Source organism: Dysgonomonas sp. HGC4 (genome assembly GCF_001261715.1).
Lineage (GTDB): Bacteria > Bacteroidota > Bacteroidia > Bacteroidales > Dysgonomonadaceae > Dysgonomonas_A.
In genome coordinates, this window is record NZ_CVRU01000004.1 from 1 (window position 1) to 26,179 (window position 26,179).

Here is a 26,179-nt window from a genome sequence, read left to right on the forward strand (position 1 = left end):
ATACAAACCTATTCTTACTACCTTAGCTAAAGATTGAGTTGTTTATAAAAATAAATAACTACAGATGAAGATCGAATAATAGGACCAGAACTAGAAAAGACCTAATAAAATAATTCTCATGAAAAAACCTTTTTTTTCCATCTTTGGAATAAGTGCCTTTTTATTGATACCTCTTTCAGTAAGTGCTCAAAAGAAAGATAAGAAGAATACAAAAAAGCCCAATGTAATTATTATTCTGGCTGATGACATAGGCTATGGAGACCTCAGTTGTAATGGTGAACCGACTATCCACACTCCCAATGTTGAAAAATTAGCCGCTCAGGGAGTACGTTTTACCGATGCTCACGCAGTTGCTGCAACAAGCACCCCATCGCGCTACTCACTCCTTACAGGAGAATATGCGTGGAGGAGAAGCGATACGGGAATAGCTACGGGAGATGCCGGTATGATTATTAAACCTGAACAAACAACCATCGCCGATATATTTAAAAATGCAGGATATGCTACAGGAGCCATCGGTAAATGGCATTTAGGATTGGGAGACAAAGCCGGTCAACAGGATTGGAACGGTTATATAACTCCCGGACTGAAAGATATAGGTTTTGATTACTCTTATATTATGGCAGCCACGGGCGATCGTGTACCTTGTGTATTTGTAGAAAATCAACGGATAGTGAATCTTGATCCCAATGACCCGATAGAAGTAAGTTACGAAAAACCATTTGCAGGCGAACCTTTAGGGAAAGACAATCCTGATATGCTGTATGTGCAAAGGCCAAGTTCAAGCCATGGTCATGATCAAGCTATTGTGAATGGAATATCACGGATCGGTTATATGAAAGGCGGAAAAAGTGCCCTTTGGGTAGATGAAACAATTGCAGATAGTATTACCTCTCATGCTATTGAGTTTATAGAAAGCAATAAAGACCAACCATTCTTTTTATATTTTGCAACCAACGATATACATGTGCCTCGTGTTCCTCATCCTAGATTCACTGGAAAAAGCGGAATGGGGCCTCGAGGAGATGCTATTCTTGAATTTGATTGGAGTGTAGGTCAAATTATGGAGACTCTGGAGAAACTAGATCTAACAGAAAATACTTTAATTATACTTACAAGCGATAACGGACCCGTAGTAGATGATGGTTATGCCGACCGGGCAGTAGAGCTACTTGGCGATCATCGCCCATGGGGACCTTTCCGCGGAGGTAAATATAGTATTTTTGAAGCAGGCACAAGAGTACCATTCGTCGTTAGCTGGGCAGGGAAGACAGAAGAAGGGGTCTCTGATGCTTCGGTTTCTCAAATTGACCTTCTAGCATCACTCTCTAGTTTAATAGGAGGAAAAATTCCATCTGATGCAGCCCCCGACAGTCAAAACCAATTGAACACCTTATTAGGAAAAGATAAAAAAGGTCGTAAATACATTATTGAACAAGCTGGTTCGCTTTCTATATCAGACGGTACATGGAAATATATCGACCCAAGCAACGGTGCTACTTATGATAAGTTGACAAACACCGAACTTGGAAACAATAAAGAACCTCAACTCTATAACTTAAAAAAAGATATTGGAGAGAAAAAGAATCTGGCTAGCGAAAACCCAAAGATAGTTACTGAATTAAAAGCCGTATTGGAAGCAGAGAAAGCCAAGACCAAATAAAAATACTGTTTAATATAATCATAGAATAGCACAAAACAGAGACCTCAAGTAATGAGGTCTCTGTTTTATTAAATTATTAATTCAATTCACTGAATAGCTCCTTCATTTGCCACCATAGGCCAATATGGATTCTGATATATTGGAGAATTTTCGGCACTACCACTTGAGGTTATCAAGAAGTGTTGTATTGCTATTGGGTACAGATAATGTGCCATAGCCCATTTACAACCGCCTTGCTTCAACACCAATGAGTTTGGATTTATTTCCTGAGGTCTCATATAAATACTTTGGTCGGGACCGCTAACATTGGCATCAACCACTCCGTATTTAAGGATAGAAACTCCTTTATCGTCTACATACCACGCCCTCATTGGTCCCCATAGTTTCATTCCTTCAAGATGGTAAGGTCTTGATATAAGCTGATCCAGAGATCTCCATCTCCGTAAATCTGCCATTCTTAACCCCTCAGCCATCAACTCGCTGCGACGTTCTCTTCTTATATTATAAAGAGTTGGAGAAATTAATTGCCCACCTGAATATGCACCCCAATCGTTTAAGGCTTCTTTATTCATATCAGTAGCAGCAATTGTAATATTAAAATCATTATTTACCTTGGCACGATCTCTTAAGTTCTTCCAATACTGAGTAGCGACTCCATCCAGAGAGTTATTCTTTTCGTAATAAGCCTCCATGTAATTTAGACATGCTTCTGCTGATCTAAAAATAATAGACCCTGTATAACATCCTCCATTGTCTGTAAATTGTGTACCATCAAAAGTACCTCCTTTACGTATGGCATAGCCCGTTCCATATCCCACTTCGGCATTAGACGAAGTTATATTTGGATAATCTTCAATAGGATTAGCTCGTCCGGCTCCTTCTGTATTAAACAATAGGTTCTTTTGTTTAGGCTCTTTCAAGAACAGCCATAAACGTCCGTCTCTATTTTTTCTTACATCTGCGATGTAATCATCTCCGCCATATCTTGCAGGATCAGCATATATAGGCTTTCCATTATCCAAAAGAAAGTTTTCAACAAAACCTCTTGTCAATCCGTTTACATAGCCTCCCGTTTGTGCTGCGATGGGTACATTATGCGTTATACCCAATCCTCGGTCGTATTGTTTCCAGAGAATAACTTCCGAGTAACCTCTCAAATCGGTACTTCCAAACATATTATGATATGGATTTTCGGCATCTGTTATACTTTGTTGTAATACTCCATTATTTGTTACCAATGGATATTTATCTGCCACAATTTTAGATGCATCGATACATTGTTGAAAAAAATCATTCATTACAGCATCATAATTAGCAATTGCATAACCACTATTGTAATCTTTTGATGCACCAGGCCAGCCCGTTCCTCCGGGAACAAAGGCTGTTCCTTTAAAATATTTCATCCATGTACCTTCATATAACGCAACTCTCGATTTAAGCATATAAGCAGCATATTTAGATATTCTATTTTTTCTGCCTCCATCAGCATCATCCTTTAGTAAGGAAATAGCTTTATCTAAATCAGCCAAAATAAATTTAGCAACCTCCGTGCGTGGTTGTCTTTTACTTGCCTCAATAAGAGGTTCCATTTCATTTGCAAGAGGCTCGGTTACAATAGGAAAATCTCCTACCCTTTGTAGCTTCTTGAAATATTCAAAAGCTCTGAAAAAATAGACTTCCCCAAACGATTGATCAATATTTACTCTGGTTCCGGTTATTCTGCCTGCATCAAGTTTCTCCTGTGCAAATTTCAAGAAATAATTACATTTGTAGATAAATGAGAATCCCCACTCGCCATCATTTTGGTCTACCCGCCATTCGCCTGGAATAAAATGATTAGCCGAAGTTTTGTTATTCATATTATCAGTACCATTATCTAACCCAAATGTTCCAAAACTCCAGTTTCCATGTACATCAAATTCTTGATCATTTCCATTATTCCATTTGTTTCTAGGAGCATATAAGTTATTTACATACGACTCCAATTGTGATTCGGACTCAAAGTATATTTCAGGCGGAATCGTTGATAATGGGCTTTGATTAAGATCATCGGTACAAGCAAAGAATAGAGAAGACACCATCATGCAAGCACAAAACTTTGTTATATAATTATATAGTTTCATAAGTAATCAAATTAAAAATTAATATTCAGACCAAATGCAAACACTTTAGACAAAGGGTACACATTTCCACTATTGCCCCATCCACCATCTACTGTTTCGGGGTCAAACATTTCTGCCATATCTGTCTTAGTCCACAGATTTTCTCCCGAAACAAATACTCTTAGTTTAGATACGCACAGTTTACGAGAAAGAGCTGCCGGCAGTGTATAGCCAATTTGTAGGTTTTTTAATCTTATATAGGATGCATCTTGTAGGTAACGAGTCTGTCTTTTGGTATTTTTACTCGAATTAAATAAAGGTCTTGGGTAATAAGAATCAAGATTTACACCATTCACTCCATTTACAACCGAATTGGTACTTGCATCCCTGAAGTAGTCTTGATGTTGAGTAAACCCTGTTGACCACCACATACCACTACCTCCAGTATCTGTTTGTTTATCTCCACCTCCATAAGCTCCCCAGAAGAAATAATTTCCATTCCAGAAATCGCGTTTCATAATACCTTGGAAAAATGCTCTCATATCGAAGCCTTTCCAATCGGCAGTAAATTCAAAACCAAATTGGTATCGAGGGGTTGTATTACCTATCACTTTCAAATCTCCATGGTCATTCAAAGTATTGCTACCATTGTTGATTTTACCATCCCCATCAATATCTTTATACATAACGTCTCCTGCTCCCCATTGATTACCTAGAGCATCTTGCCCACCATTAGGTAAAGTAGCTAAATGTGCATCCATTTCCGCTTGAGTTTTGGCTATTCCTATTGTCTCATAACCCCATAATTCACCCATATTCCGTCCAGCATTGTATGTGCCTAGATTTCCCGTAAGGTTGGGGTATCTTTTGATTGTTGTTTGATAGTCAGCTAAATTAAATCTCACACCATAACCCAATCCATTATTTAATCGGTCTTGCCATGCGATCTGAAGCTCGAATCCTTTATCTTGTAAGTCGGTATTATTAGCTTTAGGAACACCAACTCCTAGTATAGCAGGTCTTTCGGGCGCAGGTCCTAACATATCTCTTGTTTCACGAACGAAATAATCAAAAGACCCAGTCAACCTATTATTGAATAGCCCAACATCAAGACCTATATTAGTAGTTCTGATTTTTTCCCATGTTAGATTTTCATTGATCAAAGTAGATGGTGCCCAAGATACATTTGGCTTAATACCATTTTGCATCCATACTCCTTCCGAGGCTTTCACTGTCATGGCTGCATATGTTGGATACCAATTATCGGTATTCTGATTAGCTAATTGCCCGTACGAACCTCTGACTTTTAATGTACCTACCACATTTTGAAGAGGTTTCCAGAAATCTTCTTGTGCAATATTCCATCCTAAAGAAAATGAAGGAGACCATACCCAACGGTTGCCGCTTCTGTAACGCGAAGATCCGTCATTTCTTAAGTTAAACTCAGCCAGATACCGACCTTGATAATCGTAGTTGATACGGGTAAAGTATCCGAAAGTACTCCATCGTTGTCTCGATCCGTTCACTGATGGCACTACGGGATTACCATCGTAGTCGGTTCCGCTTGTTCCATCGATTTCGTTGACTCCGGGCACTAAGATACCATCTCTTTGTAAGCCAAATTTGGTTTGTTTCATCTTCTCTGACTGAATCCCCAACATACCTTTGAAGTTGTGATTTTTATTCAACGTATAAGTGTATTCAGTATATAAGTTGATTGCCATCTGATTTTCTTTTAGATGATCCTCATGTACATTTGAGCTTTTAGACCATACAAAAGGATTGCTATCAACATCATGCATATATGTTACTTGCTTATCCCAATGTCTGTTCGCATTTTTTATTGAATAATTAACCTCAGCAAATGTTCTCCAATGCTTAACGGGTTCAAAAACAAACTGAATTTGTTGATATAAGTTATCGGTTTCTACTTTATCATTTCCTTGATCTCTAAGAGCCAAAGCTGTTCTTTGCATCAAAAAACCATTTGGGTCATATAAAGGGAGAGTTGGCCAAGCTTGTCGTCCTAAATCGCCAAAGAGATCATCAGTCATAGCAGATGGACGTTTATATTTGTCGCGAATAAAGCGGTTACTATAATTAACTCTTGCCCAGCTTGCGGCATCATATCCAACTTTTGCTGTTGCGGCATATCTATCGTAGGTATCCTGATTAAATTGCATCAATCCGTCTTGTGCCAAGATATTGAAAGATGTATAATAAGTTACCTTCTCGTTTCCTCCACTAAGACTCATATTATGCTCTTGACCCATAGATTGAGAACGGAAGATTTCTTTATAATAATCCCTATTGTCATTACCTCCTGTATTATTGATTCCATTAGGGTCGAATCCTTCTTCCCAACGATTGTTATTTCGGTTTTGCACAGTAGATGCAGTTATCTCTCCTTTTTGAAAAGCTAATATATTTGCCAACCACGCATCACCAAAATGAGCAGTTCCGCCTCCATTTAAAGCTGCATCATTAAAATAGTTCGCAAATGTATAAGAGTCCATCATTTGAGGAAGTAAAAGAGGCTTATTCCATCTGAAACTATTATTGTAATTCACTACTGTTTTTCCGGCAGTTCCTTTTTTAGTTGTAATCAATATTACACCAAAAGGAGCTCTCGATCCATAGATAGAAGATGATGAGGCATCTTTCAATACTGAGATATTCTCAATATCCTGTGGGTTAAGGGCATTAATATCTCCCTCCATCCCATCAATTAAAATCAAAGGAGAATTTGTTGACCCATCGGCAATAGTACCCGTACCACGAATATTAATTTTTGCCCGTGATTCTAAACTACCATTATTCTGAGTAATATTTAATCCGGGAACAAGACCTTGCAATGCCTGAGTTGCCAGCATTACGGGACGATCCTGAATATCTTTTGCAGTAGCTACACCTACTGCTCCAGTGAGATTTACTTTTTTCTGAGTACCAAAACCAACTACAACCACCTCATCCAATAGCTTACTATCTTCTGCTAGCTTAATAGTCAAGTTAGTTTGGTTTCCTACTTGCACTGATTGTGTTATATAACCCATATAAATGAGTTTTAAAGTAGAATTGGCAGGAACTTTCAACGAAAACCGACCTTCTATATCGGTAATAGTACCTGCTGGTGCTCCTTCCACAGTAACGGAAACTCCAACTAAGGCTTCTCCTGTTTTAGAATCGGTTACTAGTCCTGTTATGCTTTTTTCCTGCGCAAATATTGCTACGGGCACAATAAACATAAGTGCAAGAATCAAGATAAAGCGATGTAATATTCTCACTCTATCCTTGCATTTTAAAGTTACATGATTGTTTTTTTTCATAATGGAATTAGATAAATGTTTACTTATAAAATAAGGCTCAACAAAGGTGATATATCTAAAAGAAGAAAACGGGGATAAATGAGTCAAATAGGGAGTAAAATTGAGTCATTGTCAAAAAAAACTATAATATGTTATTTATTGTGTAATTTTCATTTGCAGACTAAACTCAAAACTGCGAGATTAAACCTTTAAGAAGAATGATAGATTTGAGGAGATATTACTATCTCTTTCCTAGTCAGAGGGAAAGGTTCTCCCCTTATAGAGTTTTAATAAATGGGAAGAGTCAGAAAAAATAAAAAAAGCCACCTACATAATATGTAAATGGCTGATCAACAAGTGACCCCGGAGGGGCTCGAACCCTCGACCCATTGATTAAGAGTCAATTGCTCTACCAACTGAGCTACGGAGTCTTTTATTTGGTGGTACAAAAGTAAAACAAAATATTTATTTAATACCGAATTATAACCTAAAAAAGCTATTTATCTGCATTTTTAAACAGTAGATGTGATTAAATACATATTTTAGCGACCTATAAGATAAGTTCGATAAAATGCAGAATAAAGATATAGAAAAGGATTTTATGGATATGATACAACTAAATGAGCGTATCATATATAAAGTCGCATCTTTCTATGCAGATATCGACCAAAGTATTAATGACCTATACCAAGAAATCATCCTTAGTCTCTGGAAGGCATATCCTTCTTTTAGAGGAGAGAGCAAACCATCTACATGGATATATAGAATAGCATTAAATACCTGTATCACATTTTTTCGCCGGAGTAAACGAAAGCCCCAATATGTAGAATTGGTTGTTGATATTCCTGACACGCCTGATAATAATGACGAAATAGTAGAGCTTTACAAACTCATTAATCAATTAGGAAAAATAGAAAGGGCATTAGTTCTTTTATATCTGGATGAGAAATCGCATAAAGAAATTGCTGAGATCACAGGACTTACTGTTACAAATATATCTACTAAAATAAGTAGGATAAAAGAAAAATTAAAGAGAATGTCTAATGAGTAAAGCTATCAACTATGGACTTAGATAATATGAAGAAGGCATGGAATGATAACGGATTCATTCCCGCCATCACTCAAGAAAACATACAGAATATAATACATAAAAAAGGAAAAACTGCTCTCAGCCAACTTCTGTGGTTCGAAATGATCGGATTGATAATAGTACTCCCTTTTATGGCTGCACCTTATATTCATGCGCTTTATTTCCCTAGAGCTCCTTATCCCGAGTTCACTAAGTGGTTCTTCATGAGTACCTGTATCATTAGCTTCTTTTGGCAACTATATAAAGTCAAACTCTTGAAGAACATTAATCTCAAACAAGACAATATATTGCTTTCATTAAAGACAATCTCAACATACAAGCTTTATATAAAAAGAGAATTTATTGTAGGAGTAGCTTTCTTATGTATTATTTTAGGTTCTTTCTTTTATGGATATGTAGGTATTATATCTGACCAAGGAAAGCTTTCTTTCTGTATATATAATCTGCTTGTACTTGTGATTGCATGCTTTATAATGCTAGTCTTTTACAAATTATTCTATAAGAAGAATATCAGAAAGATAGAGTCGGCTTTAGATGAGGTGAAAGAAATGGAAGAAGATAATTGATAATGAGGATAACGAATCTCTATAAAAATAGAAACATATAAATTGTCTGTTACTTACTATTCCAAAAATCAAGGTATTGCTGAGCCACCTTAAGATAGTCGTGATGCTTTTCAACAAATAATCGTCCATCTTTGGCTCGTTGCTTGATGGTATCCTTATGTAGTAGCAGATCTTCTAATTTTCTATAAATATCCTCCTGATCGGGATATACATTCACAATAGGTCTCAGCTCTTGTTCTTGAAGTATATCGTACATATCAGACTCACCGCCTCCTACAAGTACCTTTCCCAAGGCCATGGTGAGTAAACCGTTCATTGCCGGAGAGTAGGAATATAATTGATCTAAGACAACATGAGCATCTTTAATTCGGCTTAGGTATTCCGAATACATTACAGATTCTACTTTTGTTACTTTAGAGTCATTAGGATATGATTCTGCGATCTGCTGCAAAACTTCATAAAGAATATCCGTACCTTTAAATTCGTTCCGAGCCTTATTTATTCCAATAAAGAAATTGATTTTATCCGTAGAGGGCAGTTCTGTTAAGAGCACCTTCCCTGTATTGATCGGTAAAGGAATATACTTAAGCTTGTCACTATATGAATCTTTATAAGCTTCGTAGTATTCATATAAACATGCGACTATACCATTACATGACTCAGCTATTTCAATATTAGCATCCTCTCGCTTAGTTCCTATCCAGTTTTCTATTAAAAAGTCGCTTTTCGTTCTTGTGTTTTTTGTGTTACCAATATAGAACTCCGAATATTTATATTTTTGATCCAAGCAAGCTTTTATCCAAAAATAATCATCACCAAAAGCACCCAGAAAAATCTTCTTATTGTGTCGTCTCAGATATCTATATAACTCAATGTTAACTCTTATGTTTTGGGTAGTAAAGCAGGGATTAGTTATCTGAACGACGTCATATCCTTTGAAGTTACGCAGATTCGAAGATATAGTTAATAAGTTGGCTAAAGTATCTTTCAGATTAGAGCTTTCACGTTTAAGATCAATATCTCTAGGATAGTTTTTGAAGCCATCACCATCGGATGCCACTGTTACATCGTGTCCAAGAATTTTTAGTCCCTCAGACAACGTAAGGTGTAACCCACTATAATCTCCTAATAACAGTATTTTCATCTATAAATATAACGGATTAGATCCGAAAAAGATCGCTCCTATGCTCGATTAGTTCCAAACAGGATCATAACTTGTTGCCCGACCACGTTGTTCGTACTTAAGATCCTGTAACATGGACGAATTAACTCGTAAAGATATGTAATATGTAGCATATGGACCTATTGGATTAAAGCTTGCTGTGATATTCCAACAATGCAGGTTTCTTGATAAGTTACAAGTTAACCATGAAATTCTACTGTTGGGAACATCATAACTCGCATTAAAAGATAGATTCCAATTCTTGGTGGGTTGGATAGAGCCATTAAAACCCAAGTTGTGAGTAATAACACCTTTGAATCTCTCTCTTTCCTGATCAAATTTCGAATTATAACTCATATTATAATTAATAGAGAGATTCCATTTTATATCATTTTTCAAGAATCCATCCTGATCAAACTCTCCCGCGGCCTCCTTTTTATCAAAAAGACTTTTACGAGGACCATCATCTTCGGGAACATCCCCATCTTCATCTGACAGATCAGCTTCTGGATTATCTCTGTTCTTGTCATCTTTTGAAGTAGAGTCTCCACCTTTACCAAACCATTTTTTAAATGTATCCTGATTTATAGAAGGTGATATTGTATATCCTGTGCTCACTAGTCGAGCTATACCTCCATTTCCAATAAGTAAACGATCTATTTTTTGCCCCTTTTCATTATACATGTATGGATCCCAAACAGCATTAAGATTGACTGTTAAACTCTTACTTAACTTTAACCGCATATTAGTTCCAATATCACTCCACTTAAACTCGTCAGCCATCATATTATAGCTAAAGTTTACCCCCAGATTATCAATCAAACTAATAATCTTAGTCGAGTCATTATCAGTTCCAACTTTCATTTCAATATTATTCTCAAAACTAAAGTTTATGTTGCCTTGCTGTCTGGCACTTGACGGTGTAAATATTTCTTGCGAAAAAGGTGAATATAAATGCGTTTGTAATTCTCCATTAGCATCATAATATGAATACTTCTTATAAGAACCAAAACGAGGATCGGTAAAATCAGGATTACCTCCAAAGCTAATCGAAGGAGTAAATACATGACGTATTTTTTGCAATTTTCCAATTTTAAGCAGAGGTTCATAAAAACCATAAAGTCTTGTCTGGAAACTTACATTATAATTAAAGTCATAGGAACGGAAAAATGAAAATGTAGTATCGGCAGCTACGTGTGCATTTTGTACGGGATCCCATTTTTGACTAATAGAACGGGTATACCATCTTTCATTATAACTAAAGCTTGGTGTTATATTCAGATAATTTAATACACTAAAAGTTCCTGCGGTTTGTACACGATGCTGCATAGCATTGCGCCAATCTTTCACCAGATTAGATCTAAACAGCATATTTTCTTTGGTCTTGATGCTATTTCGCAAATCACCCGTATAATTCAAAGAGATTTTTTCGTACCATTTAGCTGAACCAACGGCTTCTTTTCTTTTAAAGGGAAAAATACGACTCATTGTAACTGTAACGTTAGGTAACGTAAGCATAATTGAGGAGTCGCTCAACACCTGATTAGCTGTAGCATTGGCTGTCAGTGTAAATGGCGAATTTGGGAAACGTTGGGTAAGACTCACAGTTGAACTTCTTGTATTTTCAGTTCCCGAGGGAGTAAAAGCAACGTTTAAACTATTCTGGTTATAGCTAGAGGAACGATAGTTTACACTTGCTGCCAGAGTTCTAAACATATTTGCTTTCGGATCTTGGCTATGCTGCCAGTCTATCGACATATCCTTCGACTCACTGAATGTATTAGGAATATCACGATCTCCTCTCTTTGTATACAAGTAGTTAACATTGAACGAACCACTGTATTTATAACGTTTTTTATAAGAAGATCTGGCAGAAAGCCCCCAGGATCCCTTTGTATATATTTCTCCAGTTAGAGCCAAATCAATATTATCGTTGATAGCAAAATAATATCCACCATCACGCAAGTTAAAACCACGATCCATATCATCCCCATAAGATGGCATAATAATACCCGAAGAATATTTCTCGCTAAAAGGGAAAAAGCCAAAAGGAAGTGCTAATGGCAAAGGAAGCCCTTCGATAACTAAATAAGCCGGTCCGGTGATTACATCTTTCTTCGGGCGAACTTTAGCCTTGGTTAGCATCATATAGAAGTGAGGATGGTCATGATTGTCGCAAGTAGTATATTTTCCATCACACATAAAGAATGTATCATCAGCATTTTTTTTTGCTTTATCGGCTACTATATACCCTTCTCCTTGTTGGGTAATAATAGTCGTCATATACCCTTTCTTTGTCTTGAAATTATAGCTTACCGATTTCATTTCATATTCGGTTCCATTATCTGTAAAAACAGGGCGACCAAATTCCTCTCCAATTGAATCTAAACCATATGTCGCATGCACAATACTACTATCCATATTCATGGCTATGTTCTCGGCTTGAATACCCATTGTCTGATAGTTAACCTTACTATCACCATATAGGAAACCTCTACTATCGGAAGTAAAGACAATAGAGTCGTTAGCCGAATAGTCTACCGGCGCATCTAATGAAGTTTTTTTGCTTTTGGTTGTATCTTGAGCTATTGAGTCTGAGACTTGTGGGCGTAGAGAATCCGTCGTTAGAGCACGATCAGATGTTACCGAATCCTGCAAAAACGAAATATTTGAGTTGCTTTCAGCTTGTTTATGCAATTGAGCTCCCCAAAAAGGAGACGAAAACAATACAAACAGAAAAGTATATATACAGAAATGAGTCTTCTTCATCAAAACGGATTCGACCTGATAATTCAAAGTGCAAAACTAAGCATTTAATAAAAAAGGAAAAGCTAAAAAAACGAAAATCTATCCTTATTACTCATTCTTATGAAGAAAAAGGTAAACTTTTAGTCTTTTTGTGTGTTGTTTCTTAAATCCTTTATTTTTTCTCAGAAAAAAGCACTCTATTTTTCATCACACAATTTCTTTAGAAAAGAGCTCAAATAATAAAGCCCCAAATAACAGTTAAGCCTAAGTGTAGCCACTGATTCCTCTGTTTTTCGCTCATTCAAGCTCCGAAATGAAAAGGCATGCACTTTAATTATATTTTTTTACTAAAATGCTTATATTGAGAAATAAGCAACATATAACATTTTTAGTACCTTTGCGAGCTATGTAGAAGACTACTTTTATTGAAGAAGTCAAAACTTAAACAGAGTGCATATTAAGCAACTATAAGTATTGAATATAATATTCATTATATAGCTGAAAGTTGTGCTTACTCTTACTAAAGCAACTAATGAGGTCATAGACCTGCCTTACTTATGATGAATACAATACACATAGATTCATGCCCCGTCTGCGCCAACAACAATTGTCCGGAGACTCTTATTTGTAAAGATCATTTAGTAACAAATGAACAGTTCTCAATACATCAATGTACTAAATGTAATTTCGCCTTTACCCAAAACTTCCCTTGCGAAGAGAAAATTGGTAAGTACTATGATGCTCCCGAATACATCTCTCATTCCGACACTCATCAAGGATTCATAAATTCACTATATCATCAAGCCAGAAAAATATCTTTGAAGTCAAAAACAAAGATGGCTTCGAAATACTCATCCGATCAAGCCGAAACACTACTTGATATAGGTTCGGGAACAGGTTACTTTTTGAATGCTATGCGCCTTAAAAAATGGGTTGTAACTGGCATAGAAAAATCGGAAACAACAAGGAATTATGCCCACACAAAATTCGGGCTTAATATCCAAGATTCTGACTACTTGTTTCAAATGCCCGACAAGATAAAAGATGTGGTGACTATGTGGCACGTACTCGAACACATAGAAAAACTAAATGATACAATGGCAAACCTGCATCGGATATTAAAGGATGATGGTGTTCTGTTCATTGCACTACCCAACAAAAAATCGGCTGATGCCATTTCATACAAACAGCATTGGGCAGCATATGATGTACCTCGCCACTTGTGGCACTTTTCGCCCAATGATTTTAGACAATTTGCGGAAAAGCATAATTTTAAGGTCGAAAAGATGAAACCAATGTATTTTGATCCTTTTTATATAGCAATGCTAAGCGAAAAAAGTAAAGGAACATCCGCGGCGAGTTTAGTAGGATTAATTAAAGGATCTCTATTCTTCATTCAAAGTCTATTCAGTACCCGCAGATGTAGTTCCATTATCTACATACTTAAAAAGAAATAAGTATAGCTCATTACAAATAAAGCATATATCAATAAATATACTTTCATTCACCAATAAAGTCTGACACGTTTAAATACATACACAATATGATACAAGAGGAAAAATCAATACCTAAGAAATTACTCCAACACGTTATAGCTATTGTTTGCTTTTTAGCTGTTACATTTATATACTTCAGCCCTGTTTTGGATGGCAAAGTCCTTCAACAAAGCGATGTTCAACAATACAAAGGAATGTCGCGCGAATTGGCTCAATATTACGAAAAAGAAGGTCAATCGTCAGCATGGACAGGTTCCATGTTTTCGGGAATGCCTGCTTACCAAATCGGAATATGGGGAGGAGCGCCTAACTTTCTGGATTATTTAGAAGCACCTCTAAAGGCTTTGGGAAACAGCACTGCCGGACCTGTATTTGCTGGAATGCTAATGGCTTATATTCTATTTTGTGTCATGGGTGTAGGTTTCTTTCCTGCAGTATTGGGAGCAATTGCCTATTCTTTATCCTCTTACAATATTATAATTATCGATGCCGGGCACGTAACTAAAGCTTGGGCAATAGCCTATATACCGCTTATTGCAGCAGGCTTGGCGGCAGCCTTTAGGCGAAAGTATCTGCTGGCGGGACTGCTTATGGCTCTTGGTCTGGCACTACAAATCAAGAACAACCACTTGCAGGTTACCTATTATACCGGAATATTGTGCACATTTATATATGTAGGACTACTTATAAACGAAGCTCTAAAAAAGAATTTCTCTGGATTACTAAGAGCAACCGGAGCTTTGGCTATTGGTGTTGTTATTGCAATATTCTGTAATCTGGGCAATATATACGCTAATTACGAGATGTCGAAAGAAAGTACTCGTGGACACTCGGAATTAACTCAACCAACTCAATCGGAAAAACAGTCATCGGGTCTCGATAAAGATTATGCATTTGCATGGAGTTACGGAAAAATGGAAACTTTATCACTTTTGATTCCTGATATACATGGAGGTGCTTCGGGTGGAATGTTATCTCCATCCTCTAACCTATATAAAGCAATCAGAACAAATGCTCCGCAAGCGCAAGTTGATTCTGCAGGAATACAAGCTCAGACTTACTGGGGCGATCAACCCTTTACCTCTGGTCCTGTTTACTTTGGTGCTATCATTTGTTTCTTATTTGTATTAGGAATGCTTATTGTTAGACATCCCATGAAATGGGTTTTCCTTGTGGCAACTATTTTCTTCATATTCCTTTCGTGGGGAAATAATTTTGAGATGTTCAATGACTGGTTCTTCTACCACTTCCCTATGTATAATAAATTCAGGGCTGTATCCACAGCTTTAATTATACCTGCACTTACTATGCTGATAGTAGCAATGTGGGGTATAAAAGAGTTTTTCAGCGGCGAAATCAAAGAAGACAGTCTTAAAAGATCTATTTATATATCTGCCGGAATTACCGGTGGAATAAGCTTGCTACTCTGGTTAGTACCGGGTATATTCGGATTCGACTTTACCACCGCCGGCGATAGTCAGTGGATGTCTCAAGTTCCCGATTGGTATTATTCTGCACTTGTTGCAGATCGTAAAGACTTATTATCTTCGGATGCCCTACGTTCATTGATCTACATAATTTTAGCTGCCGGAATATTATATGCTACCCTGAAACTAAAAGGAGATAAAAACAAGATTACAGTGTATTGTTCGGCTGTATTAATACTTTTGGTAGTTATCGATTTATGGGGTGTAGACAAACGCTATTTAAACAACGATAAGTTCCAAAGCAAATTATCGTACGATGCAAATCGTCCATTCCCCCAAACGGAAGCCGACAAAGCAATACTTCAAGATAAACACCCATCGTATCGTGTACTGAACTTGAACAATCCGTTTAACGAAACTAAGACATCTTACTATCATAAGTCAATAGGAGGATACCATGCCGCTAAATTGAAGCGTTATCAGGAATTGATAGATTATCGTTTGCAAGGTGAAATTAATTCAATAATCAAATCATTCGATTCTCAGAATATAGATAGTATAATTGGTTCTCTTCAAAAGAATACAGCATTAAATATGCTTAATGCCAAATATATTATATTCCACCCCGAACAAGCTCCTTTACAAAACCCATACGCAATGGGTAATGCTTGGTTTGTAGACAACTACATTTTTGCTGATAATGCCGATAAAGAGATTGAAGCATTAAACACGCTCGATGTAGGTTCTACCGCTGTAGTAGACAAACGATTTGAGGATCAACTATCAGGCTTCACTATTGTTCCCGATTCAACAGCAACAATTGAGCTAACCGAATACAAGCCGAATGCTCTTAAGTACAAATCATCAGCAAAAAGCGAGCAATTGGCAATCTTATCAGAGATGTATTATCCAAACGGATGGGAAGCCTATATAGATGGTAAACCTGCTACACACTTCTGTGCCGATTGGACATTGCGCGCCATACGTATTCCGGCAGGTGAGCACGAGATAGAGTTCAAATTCGAACCTCATTCATATAATACTGCACGTGCCATCGCTTCTGCGAGTAGTGGTATTTTGATACTTTTGCTTATTGGAAGTATAGGCTCTCTCTTTTACAGAAAAAAAGATAAGTATACTAAAATATGAGATTCTCATTCATAACCTGCACATATAATCGGGATAAATATATTGCTCAAACACTCAAAGCCGTTTGTGAACAAACATATAACCCTCTCGATTACGAAATCATTGTTGTAGACAATAATAGTACAGATTCTACGGCAACGATATGTGAAGAGTTTAAACAAAAATATTTGGATCGTCAATTCCTATACTTCAAAGAAATGAATCAAGGGCTTTCTTTTGCTCTCAATAGAGGAATAAAGGAGGCTCGGGGAGAATTTCTCATTTTTGTAGATGACGATGAGACTATCATCCCCGAACATTTAGAGCGACTAAACAATCATCTGAACAATTATCCGGATGCTGTTCTTGCAGGCTCTCCTGTTGTTCCTATCTACGAAGAAGCACAACCTAAATGGATGTCGCATTTCACCCAACGATTGATAGGAGGGTATTTCGATCAAGGAAAGCTTCCCAAAAAATTGGATGCGAAAAATTATCCGGGAACAGGGCATACAATTGCGAAAAAAGAACTTTATGAAAAGTATGGTTATTACAATACTGAACTCGGACGCAAGGGCAACTCACTAATAGGTGCCGAAGACAAGGACATGTTCAACCGCTTGAAGAAAAATAATATTGAATGTTATTATTTTCCGGACATTCCTATCTATCACCACATTCCAAAAGAAAAACTGACCGATCAGTTTTTCGATAAGCTCACCTACTCCATTGGTAGAAGCGAGCGTATACGTACCTTATCCATCTCCAAAAAAGAATATAGACGAAGACTTTTTGATGAATGTATCAAATGGGTAGCTTCTTTGGTTTTATACATAGGATATATTATTACATTCTCACCTCAAAAAGGCACACAGTTATTACTATTCAGGTGGAATGTTACTAAAGGCTTACTTGGTAAATAAGGTCTAAGACCTAAAAACTACATGATTTATGAAAAAGAAAAAATCAACTAATCGTTTCGCTAAAATATTTATTATCCTTCTTTTGATTGTAGGGGCATTATTTGTTTTCAGAGGAACTATATATCGCACAACTGTTACTTACAAAGAAGATGGTAGCAGAAAGAATTACAAGGTTAAAGATAAAAATCTAGCGATCTTTATTGAGGATAATATAAAAAGCAATCAGGCAGGCGATATTGAATCTATCATCGACTTGTCTCAAGAAATAACGGATGCTGCTTTGTCTTATTCCGAAGATGCCAAAGAAAACGACCCTAACAAAACAGTTTTACTACGAAGAGCTAATGCAGCAGGATATGCTGCTTTTGCGGCAAGTGTAGGCAATTATTTGATTGATAAATATAAACTTTCGGAAGTTTGGGAAGCTAAACCCGTAAAAGGGAAACTTCACTTATTCGGAAAAGACATGCACTCTCAATTCAAGAAGAAAAGCTTTAAGGAATATGATTTTGTTATATTCAGAAATAAAATAACAAAAAAAGAAATAACCATAGATCCTTCTTTGTATGCTCGCCAAGGGATAGAACGCATCACCAAACAATAAGATTCTAAAACCTCAGATGTTAGATAAAAATTCAATTTCTCAGCAGATCAAAGACTATGCCCTATCCATCGGATTCGATGCTTGTGGTATATGCGAAGCTGAAGAAATTGAACTTATAGAAAGCAATCATTATCAAGAGTGGATTAACAGAGGTTACCATGCCGATATGGAATATATGGCTCGCAACATAGATAAGAGAAGCGACCCTACCCTGCTTGTTGACAATGCAAAGTCTATCATTAGCCTTGCATTGAACTACTATCCACACGAAAAGCAATCGGAAGCAGTTCCTCAATTTGCCTATTATGCATATGGTAAAGATTATCATGATGTAATGAAAGCAAAACTCCAACAACTTTTCGCCTATATACAGACGCTCATCCCAAATATCGAAGGACGTGTATTCTGTGATACTGCACCCGTTTTGGAACGTTATTGGGCTGCTAAAGCCGGATTAGGCTTTATTGGTAAAAACACCCTGCTAATCATTCCAAAGCGGGGCTCTTATTTCTTTCTGGGAGAAGTCATTATAGATGCTGAACTATCCTATGACAAACCACTTAGTTTATCTTGCGGAAAATGCACCCGATGCTTACAAGCCTGCCCCACAGGAGCCATAGAGCAACCCCATTTGCTGAATGCAAAAAAATGCATCTCCTACCAAACAATTGAAAATAAAGGGGAGATAGACCCAACAATAGTGCCACTTCTGAACAATAGAATGTACGGATGCGATATTTGTCAACAGATATGCCCTTGGAATAGATATGCACGCCCTCATACAACTGAAGAATTTATACCAAAGGAAGAATTCTTATCAATGGATCATGAAAGTATTGCTAATATGTCGGTAGAAGATTATCAACGAATATTTAAAGGTTCGGCAGTAAAAAGAGCTAAATACTCAGGGGTGATGAGAAATTACAGAGCAGTAAGCAACACTCAAGAGACAGAGTAATTATTAGATATAATATTCTGATACATCTACAATCCCCGCCTTCATAGCATACTTGGTAGCTTCGTGCACATTATTAACTTCCAGCTTTCTGAATATATTTTTACGGTGAGTTATCACAGTATGAAAACTCAAATGACGCTCGGCAGCAATCTCCTTAGTAGTATGTCCTAATGCAATTTCTTTCAGAATTTCTTTTTCGGTTTGTGTCAGATTATGATCTGAGGCAGATTCTAAAGAACGACTCAAAGTTCTCATATGATTATCAACCCTTTTACAATAGAAACTTTCGCCGACAAGAGCCGAACCAATAGTAGCATCTATTTCGGTTAAAGGGCACGATTTAAGAACAATACTAAATGGCAAATCGTTTGCTTGTATTTGCTTGAGGAACGAATCACTCAGTTCATCAGAAAAGAGAATCCAATCAGACTTTGGATAACGTTCACTCAGTATCTGTAAATCATTTATAGATTCGAAGTCAAAAAGAGTATAATCCAGAATAATCAATGCATCTACATTCTCCGACAATACGTGTATCAGATCCGATTTATCGCCCACTTCAAAGACTTGAGAAATATCTTTAATCTCTCTCACCATAGATTTAATACCTAGGCGTGTTATATCTTGTGTATCTGCGATGATCAGGTTTCTCATTATCAATAGCTAAATAGATGTTTTACAAAAATAGGAAAAGTCTCCAAATATACCCTCACCAATTTAATCTAAAGTGAAAGTGATATTTATAAAACGTCGGAACAAACTTCAATAAGACATTTAAAAACAGTGTTTTACAACACATAAGAATTCTATTTAATTAGAAACATGTAAACCATTTGACACAATGTATTTCTAAAAATAGTTAAGGTTCTAAACCTTTTGTTTAATTGTCAAAAACACTCAACGAGTATCTGTCTATTTATCAATAGATTAAATTGATTTCTATTTTTAACAGTCTGTTAAATACATGAAAACAAACCACTTTGTACTTGCTATTAACAAAATAATTATGTTATCTTTGAAAAATGCGCATCGGTATAAAGATGTGTTAATTGTTCAAATTTATCATTTTTAATTATGGAAAAAACCCTTATAATACTAAAGCCTTCAGCAATTCAACGAGGATTCATAGGAGACGTTATTTCTCGATTCGAGCGCAAAGGTTTACGATTAGCAGGGATGAAAATGATACAGTTGGACGATGCCATACTAAGCGAGCATTATGCTAACTTAAAAGATAAACCGTTTTTCCAACGGGTTAAGAATTCGATGATGGTATGTCCCGTAGTTGTTCAATGCTGGGAAGGTGTGGACGCTATAAAAGTTGTAAGGAATATAACCGGAGCAACCAATGGACGCGAAGCAACAGCAGGAACCATCAGAGGAGACTTCTCAATCAGTTCTCAGGAAAATATTGTACATGCATCCGATTCCGCAGAGTCAGCTCAAATTGAACTTTCGCGGTTTTTCAATGAGAACGAACTATTCGATTACAAACTCTGGGTCTTGCCTAATTTGTATGCGAATGATGAGATATAATTCAGTTACAAATCAAAAAGTTATTGAACGTGAATTTAAAAACGATTAAAGCGTACTCGTTAGCTACGCTCTTATTTCTACCCTTGTGTGCTTTTGCCCAAACGCCTCAAGATGACAAAAGCGAGAATCGTGTCGAGCTAAGCTACAAGCAAAGACACAGCAAACCAGCAAACGACCTGTATGCTGATGGTATAAAAATTAAAAGAGACTTATCCCTTATCAAGGAAGCTCAAGAAGAGCGTATCATGGATATGGATGAAATCCCACAAGATGAGCTATATGGTGGAGTATGGAATAACCGTTATGTAAATGTTTATGGCTCGGTAGAAAGCGTGCCAGAAACATTTAAGGTCGACTTATCCAATTTCACAATGCCAACTATGGGTCATACCACATCCAACTATGGACGCCGCGGTAGACGTACTCACCACGGAATTGACCTGAAGGTACAAGTAGGAGATACGATATATGCAGCATTCGACGGAAAAATCAGAGTTTGCGAATACGAAAGAAGAGGTTACGGTTATTATGTGGTAATACGCCATCCTAACGGACTCGAAACTGTTTATGGTCACTTATCTAAATTTTTAGTTTCCGACAACGATGTTGTAAAATCAGGAGATCCTATTGCTCTTGGAGGAAACACCGGAAGATCTACTGGTTCGCATCTACACTTCGAGACACGCTTCCTTGGCAGATCAATCAATCCTATTGATATTATCGATTTCGAGAATAAAGTTTGTCACCGTGACATCTATACTGTACAAACAAGTACATTAGGTACTCCGGGACGAGCAGCTAGATCTGTAGCCAATACTTCAAGCAGATCATCAGAAAAAACCACCAACAAATATGCAACAGGTACTGTATCGTATTACCGAATCAAGAAAGGTGATACTTTGGGACATATTGCTAAAATGCATGGTGTAACTGTTCAAAAATTATGCAAGCTAAATAACATGTCGACCAAAGAAACTTTAAGACTTGGCAAAAGCCTGAGAGTATCTTAAAAGTCACCAAGTTATAATATATAGAAAAGCATAGGGGTTTACCTTATGCTTTTGTTTTTTTTCATACCTTTGTATAGAGTAATTCAAGGTAAATATCTAACTCTACATTAATAGTTGTAACTAACTGTTGATTTTATATTTACAAAAGCAATAAAAAAGGTTTGAGACCTGAAAAAAGAATTTCAGATAATGACAGAGATGCCGAATACAGAACAACAGTTCAAACATATTATATCTATTTGCAGAAGCCTATTTGAGAAAAAACTGACTGACTATGGAGCATCGTGGCGTATATTACGTCCTGAGTCTGTAACGGATCAGATTCTTATAAAAGCTAAAAGAATACGCAGCTTGGAAGAAAAAGGTGTAAGCAAAATAGATGAAGGCATAAATTCTGAATTCATAGGTATTGTTAATTATGGTGTTATAGGTCTCATACAGTTACACCTTCAGCATACTGATAACGTAGATTTGAACACAAAGGAAGCAATGACTCTATATGATAAGTATATAGATGAAACTACCAATCTTATGTTTGCTAAAAACCACGATTATGGCGAAGCTTGGCGCAGCATGCGTATAAGCTCGTTTACTGATTTAATATTGGTAAAACTATATAGAACCAAACAAATAGAGAATAACGAAGGGCAAACATTAGTATCGGAAGGTATTGATGCCAATTACATGGATATGATTAATTATTCTATTTTTGGTTTGATAAAACTCGAATTTCCGACAGACAGTGAATAACTTTATTGAATGAGTTAATGGGAAAAACAAAAAACATTATATTAAAAATAGTTGTCGAAATTTCGCGCATCTTGCTCGGGATTACATTTATTTTTTCGGGTTTTGTAAAAGCCATAGATCCACTCGGAACAACTTATAAAATACAAGACTACCTTACATCATTTGGCTTGGTAAGTTTGCATGATTTAGCATTACCAATGTCAATTATTTTATGTGCAGGCGAGTTTTGCGTTGGTATATTTATACTCTTCGGGCTTTACAGAAAATGGACGTCTCGTCTTTTGTTCCTTGTGATGCTTTTTATGACTCCACTTACATTGTATCTGGCAATAGCCAACCCCGTACAAGATTGCGGATGTTTTGGCGACGCACTTATAATAACCAATTGGCAAACTTTCTTTAAAAATATCGTTCTATTAGCTTGTTCGATAGTTGTACTTATTTGGCATCAAAAAATAACAAACCTATTTACTGGAAAATTTTACTGGTTTGTAGGCCTTTACATTGTTGTATGTAGTATTGCGTTCTGTATTTATAGTATCAAACATGAACCTATTATAGATTTTAGACCTTACAAAGTAGGTGCTAACATACCTCAACTCATGACCGTAGAAGAAGACAAAGCTCCTGTATTTGAGAATATCTTCATTTACGAAAAAGATGGTGTTAAGCAAGAATTTACAGAAGACAATTATCCCTGGGAAGATTCTACATGGGTGTTTGTAGACCGACAAAGCAAACTGATAAAAGCTGGAGAAGAACCTCTGATTCGAGATTTTTCTATTAACCGCCTATACCTTACTCAAGATAAGACTGCGATAGAAGCAGAGGAAGATATAACCTCTGAAGTTTTGAGCGACAGCAGCTATACATTTTTGATGATAGCCTATTCTTTGACTGATATGAATCAAGATTATCTAAGCTCATTTGAGGATGTTAATAATTACGCCCGCGATCATCAGTACAAGTTTTATTGCTTGACCTCATCACCTCGTGATGTTATTCTGCAACTGGAAAAAGAAAATATTACTAACTTTGATTTCTGCTTGTCAGATGAACGAAGCTTGAAAACAATTGTACGTTCCAATCCGGGTTTAATTCTGCTAAAGAATGGTGTGATCATAAATAAATGGTCAGATAGGAAGGTTCCAACCGAGACTCAACTAAGTAAACCGATAGAACAACTTCCTTTTGGCAATATGCCCGATACTAAAAAAGAAAGTGACAGACATCTATATATGTTTGCTTTGATATTGTTTACACCATTAGTTGTGATTAAACTATTGGATGCACTTATATATCACAGAAAGAGCGTCACAGAAACAAAAGAATAATTAGATAACAGTAAATACTGCTTATCACAAAATAAAATGCTTTGGTTTACACACTTGCCAAAGTAACGAAACAAGGTTTGAAACCTTAGAATAGTAATTTTTTAAACTAAATAATATCATTTCATTATGAGAAAGAACATTGTTGCAGGAAACTGGAAAATGAACAAAACTCTTCAAGAAGGTTTGGCTATTGTTGATGCTCTTAAAACAGCATTAGCGGGTAAAACAATCAATTGTGATGTAATACTTGGTACTCCATTTATCCATTTAGCAAGCGCTTCTGCTGCTATTGGCGATCAAAAAATCGGAGTGGCTGCGCAAAATTGTGCAGACAAAGCTTCGGGTGCATATACTGGCGAAATCTCTGCTGCTATGGTAGCTTCTACCGGTGCAAAATATGTAATATTAGGTCACTCTGAACGTCGTGCTTATTATGGCGAAACTGATGCTATCCTAAAAGAAAAAGTACTTTTAGCTCTTGCTAACGGACTTACTCCTATTTTCTGTATCGGAGAAGTATTGGAAGAAAGAGAAGCTAACAAACAAGAAGCTGTAGTAAAAGCTCAAATCGAGAATGCTCTTTTCGATCTTTCTGCTGCTGATTTCTCTAAACTTGTATTAGCTTACGAACCTGTATGGGCTATCGGAACAGGTAAAACTGCAACTTCGGCTCAAGCTCAAGAAATCCACGCATTCATCCGTAAAACTCTTACTGATAAATATGGTAAAGAAGTTGCTGACAATACATCTATCCTTTACGGAGGAAGCTGTAATGCATCAAACGCAAAAGAACTTTTCTCAAATCCTGATGTAGACGGAGGTCTTATCGGTGGTGCTTCTCTTGAAGTAGACAAATTTATGCCAATTATCGAAGCTTTTTGATTTTGGTTTTAATTCTTAGATAAATATCACACGGGGAGATGTTTTAATCTCCTCCGTGTTTTTCAGTTATAAGTAATTTGTCATTAGCGGACTTTAAGGTCTCAGACCTTTTTATTGCTTTGGAAAGAATAAAACCAAAGATTGTTATATTTACAAAATATAACAATAAACACGTTTATCGACTGAGCTAAAATCTCTGAACCAAACTATCTTATGGATTGTTAAACAATACATAGTTCGGCAATTATTTATATTACAACACATTATGAGAAAATCATTTTACATATTCCTTTGCCTTTTTTCTATCTGTGCTTACACAAACGCACAGAGCAGATCTATCATTGATGATCTGAATACTCCAAAGGCAGGACAAGGAAAAATTGTTATATATCAGGACGAAGGTCTCAAAAATCTTATTGGAGCAAATATGATAAGCAGTGTAGCATCAAGTGCAAATACTGTTACCAACCAACTATCCACCTCTTCGGATGGTGCTAGTACTGATGCTCCTAAAAACTTTATAAGAGCTAAGGGATACCGAATTCAAGTATATTCAGGCAACGACCAAAAGGTTGCTAAAAACGAAGCTAACTACAGAAAAGGAGCTATACAATCGTCATTTCCTAACATGGAAGTAAGTGTATCTTACAATTCTCCTGTATGGCGTGTAAGAGCTGGAAATTTCAAAACACAAGAGCAAGCTAGTCAAGCTTTAAGTGAGATGAAAGCTAAATTTCCGGGATTTGGGAGAGAAATGCGCATCGTAGATGATGTAATTAAAATTCCTGTGGAATAAAAACGACAGGATAATTTAGATTATACTTAATTATAAAAGAAATGTCTTCAATAAATAACGAAGAAAACAACATATCGCTGTTGGCTACTCACTACAAATCGGTTATCGACTTATTAGGTGAAGATGCTAGCAGAGAGGGTCTACTTGATACTCCAGAAAGAGTAGCTAAAGCTATGACATTCCTAACTAAAGGTTATAACGAAAATCCGGAAGAGATTCTTAGAAAGGCGCTCTTTAAGGAAGATTATAGCCAAATGGTTATTGTAAAGGATATCGATTTTTATTCATTGTGTGAGCATCATATGCTACCTTTCTGGGGTAAAGCACATGTTGCCTATATTCCTAACGGATACATTACAGGTTTGAGTAAAATACCTCGTGTAGTAGAAGTCTTTGCAAGACGTTTACAAGTACAAGAGAGATTAACTACTCAGATTAAAGATTGTATTCAGAAGACTCTTAATCCAATGGGGGTAATGGTGGTTATAGAAGCACAACACATGTGTATGCAAATGCGTGGTGTTCAAAAACAAAATTCAACAACTACCACTTCAGACTTTACAGGTGTTTTTAATACAGCAAAAACACGTGAAGAATTTATCAACTTGATTAGATAAAGTCTAAGACCTTATCTAAAAACTCTGGAAGTGTAAAATTTAGAATTAGTTATAGATTTCAATCGTTTCATTAAGCACTTAC

General features: G+C 36.5%; 20 protein-coding genes and 1 tRNA gene. 15 read left to right on the plus strand and 6 right to left on the minus strand.

The window, feature by feature from the left end; all coding sequences use genetic code 11:
• The first annotated feature begins 118 nt into the window (after positions 1–118).
• The gene (locus HGC4_RS00195; protein WP_050708099.1) at positions 119–1,663 is read left to right on the plus strand and encodes a sulfatase family protein; all 1,545 of its coding nucleotides are present in this window, start codon (positions 119–121) and stop codon (positions 1,661–1,663) included.
• 86 nt (positions 1,664–1,749) lie between these two features.
• On the opposite strand, the gene HGC4_RS00200 is transcribed toward HGC4_RS00195, so the two are convergent.
• From HGC4_RS00200 to HGC4_RS00210, 3 genes are all read right to left on the minus strand, one after another.
• Positions 1,750–3,786 (minus strand): RagB/SusD family nutrient uptake outer membrane protein, encoded by a 2,037-nt coding sequence (locus HGC4_RS00200; protein WP_050708100.1) that lies wholly within the window; start codon positions 3,784–3,786, stop codon positions 1,750–1,752.
• A gap of 11 nt (positions 3,787–3,797) precedes the next feature.
• Positions 3,798–7,091 carry a SusC/RagA family TonB-linked outer membrane protein gene (locus HGC4_RS00205; protein ID WP_082204014.1) on the minus strand — a complete coding sequence of 1,098 codons (3,294 nt, stop codon included), beginning with the start codon at positions 7,089–7,091 and terminating at the stop codon, positions 3,798–3,800.
• A 337-nt stretch (positions 7,092–7,428) separates the two neighbouring features.
• Positions 7,429–7,501 (minus strand) — tRNA-Lys (locus HGC4_RS00210).
• Between the two features lie 140 nt (positions 7,502–7,641).
• Here HGC4_RS00210 and HGC4_RS00215 point away from each other — a divergent pair.
• Both HGC4_RS00215 and HGC4_RS00220 read left to right on the plus strand, forming a co-directional pair.
• Entirely contained in the window at positions 7,642–8,121 is a 480-nt protein-coding gene (locus HGC4_RS00215) for an RNA polymerase sigma factor (RefSeq protein WP_050708101.1), read from the plus strand.
• 11 nt (positions 8,122–8,132) lie between these two features.
• The gene (locus HGC4_RS00220) at positions 8,133–8,726 is read left to right on the plus strand and encodes a hypothetical protein (protein ID WP_050708102.1); all 594 of its coding nucleotides are present in this window, start codon (positions 8,133–8,135) and stop codon (positions 8,724–8,726) included.
• 49 nt (positions 8,727–8,775) lie between these two features.
• Here HGC4_RS00220 and HGC4_RS00225 read toward each other — a convergent pair whose 3' ends face one another.
• Positions 8,776–9,870 carry a glycosyltransferase gene (locus tag HGC4_RS00225; protein WP_050708103.1) on the minus strand — a complete coding sequence of 365 codons (1,095 nt, stop codon included), beginning with the start codon at positions 9,868–9,870 and terminating at the stop codon, positions 8,776–8,778.
• A gap of 48 nt (positions 9,871–9,918) precedes the next feature.
• Positions 9,919–12,657, minus strand: coding sequence for a putative LPS assembly protein LptD (locus HGC4_RS00230; RefSeq protein ID WP_050708104.1), 2,739 nt, complete (start codon positions 12,655–12,657; stop codon positions 9,919–9,921).
• 536 nt (positions 12,658–13,193) lie between these two features.
• Between HGC4_RS00230 and HGC4_RS00235 the strand changes: the two genes are divergently transcribed.
• The 5 genes from HGC4_RS00235 (at position 13,194) to queG (ending at position 19,172) form a co-directional block, all read left to right on the plus strand.
• Complete coding sequence (locus tag HGC4_RS00235; protein ID WP_242047177.1) at positions 13,194–14,093, plus strand: class I SAM-dependent methyltransferase; 900 nt, start codon at positions 13,194–13,196, stop codon at positions 14,091–14,093.
• Between the two features lie 86 nt (positions 14,094–14,179).
• Positions 14,180–16,708, plus strand: coding sequence for a glycosyltransferase family protein (locus HGC4_RS00240; RefSeq protein WP_050708105.1), 2,529 nt, complete (start codon positions 14,180–14,182; stop codon positions 16,706–16,708).
• Entirely contained in the window at positions 16,705–17,610 is a 906-nt protein-coding gene (locus tag HGC4_RS00245) for a glycosyltransferase family 2 protein (RefSeq protein ID WP_050708106.1), read from the plus strand. The genes HGC4_RS00240 and HGC4_RS00245 overlap by 4 nt, the downstream gene beginning before the upstream one ends.
• 28 nt (positions 17,611–17,638) lie before the next feature.
• Positions 17,639–18,214 (plus strand): hypothetical protein, encoded by a 576-nt coding sequence (locus HGC4_RS00250; protein WP_050708107.1) that lies wholly within the window; start codon positions 17,639–17,641, stop codon positions 18,212–18,214.
• A gap of 16 nt (positions 18,215–18,230) precedes the next feature.
• Complete coding sequence (gene queG / locus HGC4_RS00255) at positions 18,231–19,172, plus strand: tRNA epoxyqueuosine(34) reductase QueG (RefSeq protein ID WP_050708108.1); 942 nt, start codon at positions 18,231–18,233, stop codon at positions 19,170–19,172.
• A 3-nt stretch (positions 19,173–19,175) separates the two neighbouring features.
• Here the strand turns inward: queG and HGC4_RS00260 are convergent, their stop codons facing one another.
• Positions 19,176–19,826 carry a response regulator transcription factor gene (locus tag HGC4_RS00260; protein WP_050708109.1) on the minus strand — a complete coding sequence of 217 codons (651 nt, stop codon included), beginning with the start codon at positions 19,824–19,826 and terminating at the stop codon, positions 19,176–19,178.
• Between the two features lie 420 nt (positions 19,827–20,246).
• Between HGC4_RS00260 and ndk the strand changes: the two genes are divergently transcribed.
• The 7 genes from ndk to folE all read left to right on the plus strand — a co-directional run bounded on the left by ndk (position 20,247) and on the right by folE (position 26,097).
• Positions 20,247–20,708, plus strand: coding sequence for a nucleoside-diphosphate kinase (ndk, locus tag HGC4_RS00265; RefSeq protein WP_050708110.1), 462 nt, complete (start codon positions 20,247–20,249; stop codon positions 20,706–20,708).
• Between the two features lie 29 nt (positions 20,709–20,737).
• The gene (locus HGC4_RS00270) at positions 20,738–21,718 is read left to right on the plus strand and encodes a M23 family metallopeptidase (RefSeq protein WP_255349813.1); all 981 of its coding nucleotides are present in this window, start codon (positions 20,738–20,740) and stop codon (positions 21,716–21,718) included.
• Positions 21,719–21,916: 198 nt separating this feature from the next.
• Positions 21,917–22,468, plus strand: a complete 552-nt coding sequence (locus HGC4_RS00275; protein WP_050708127.1) for a DUF1599 domain-containing protein — start codon at positions 21,917–21,919, stop codon at positions 22,466–22,468.
• 17 nt (positions 22,469–22,485) lie between these two features.
• A complete protein-coding gene (locus HGC4_RS00280) occupies positions 22,486–23,802 on the plus strand; it encodes a BT_3928 family protein (RefSeq protein ID WP_050708112.1) in 1,317 nt (438 codons plus the stop codon).
• 126 nt (positions 23,803–23,928) lie between these two features.
• Positions 23,929–24,684: a triose-phosphate isomerase gene (gene tpiA / locus HGC4_RS00285; protein WP_050708113.1), complete on the plus strand. Its 756-nt coding sequence runs from the start codon at positions 23,929–23,931 to the stop codon at positions 24,682–24,684.
• Positions 24,685–24,949: 265 nt separating this feature from the next.
• Positions 24,950–25,480, plus strand: coding sequence for an SPOR domain-containing protein (locus HGC4_RS00290; protein ID WP_050708114.1), 531 nt, complete (start codon positions 24,950–24,952; stop codon positions 25,478–25,480).
• Between the two features lie 41 nt (positions 25,481–25,521).
• Complete coding sequence (gene folE / locus HGC4_RS00295; RefSeq protein WP_050708115.1) at positions 25,522–26,097, plus strand: GTP cyclohydrolase I FolE; 576 nt, start codon at positions 25,522–25,524, stop codon at positions 26,095–26,097.
• Positions 26,098–26,179 lie beyond the last annotated feature (82 nt).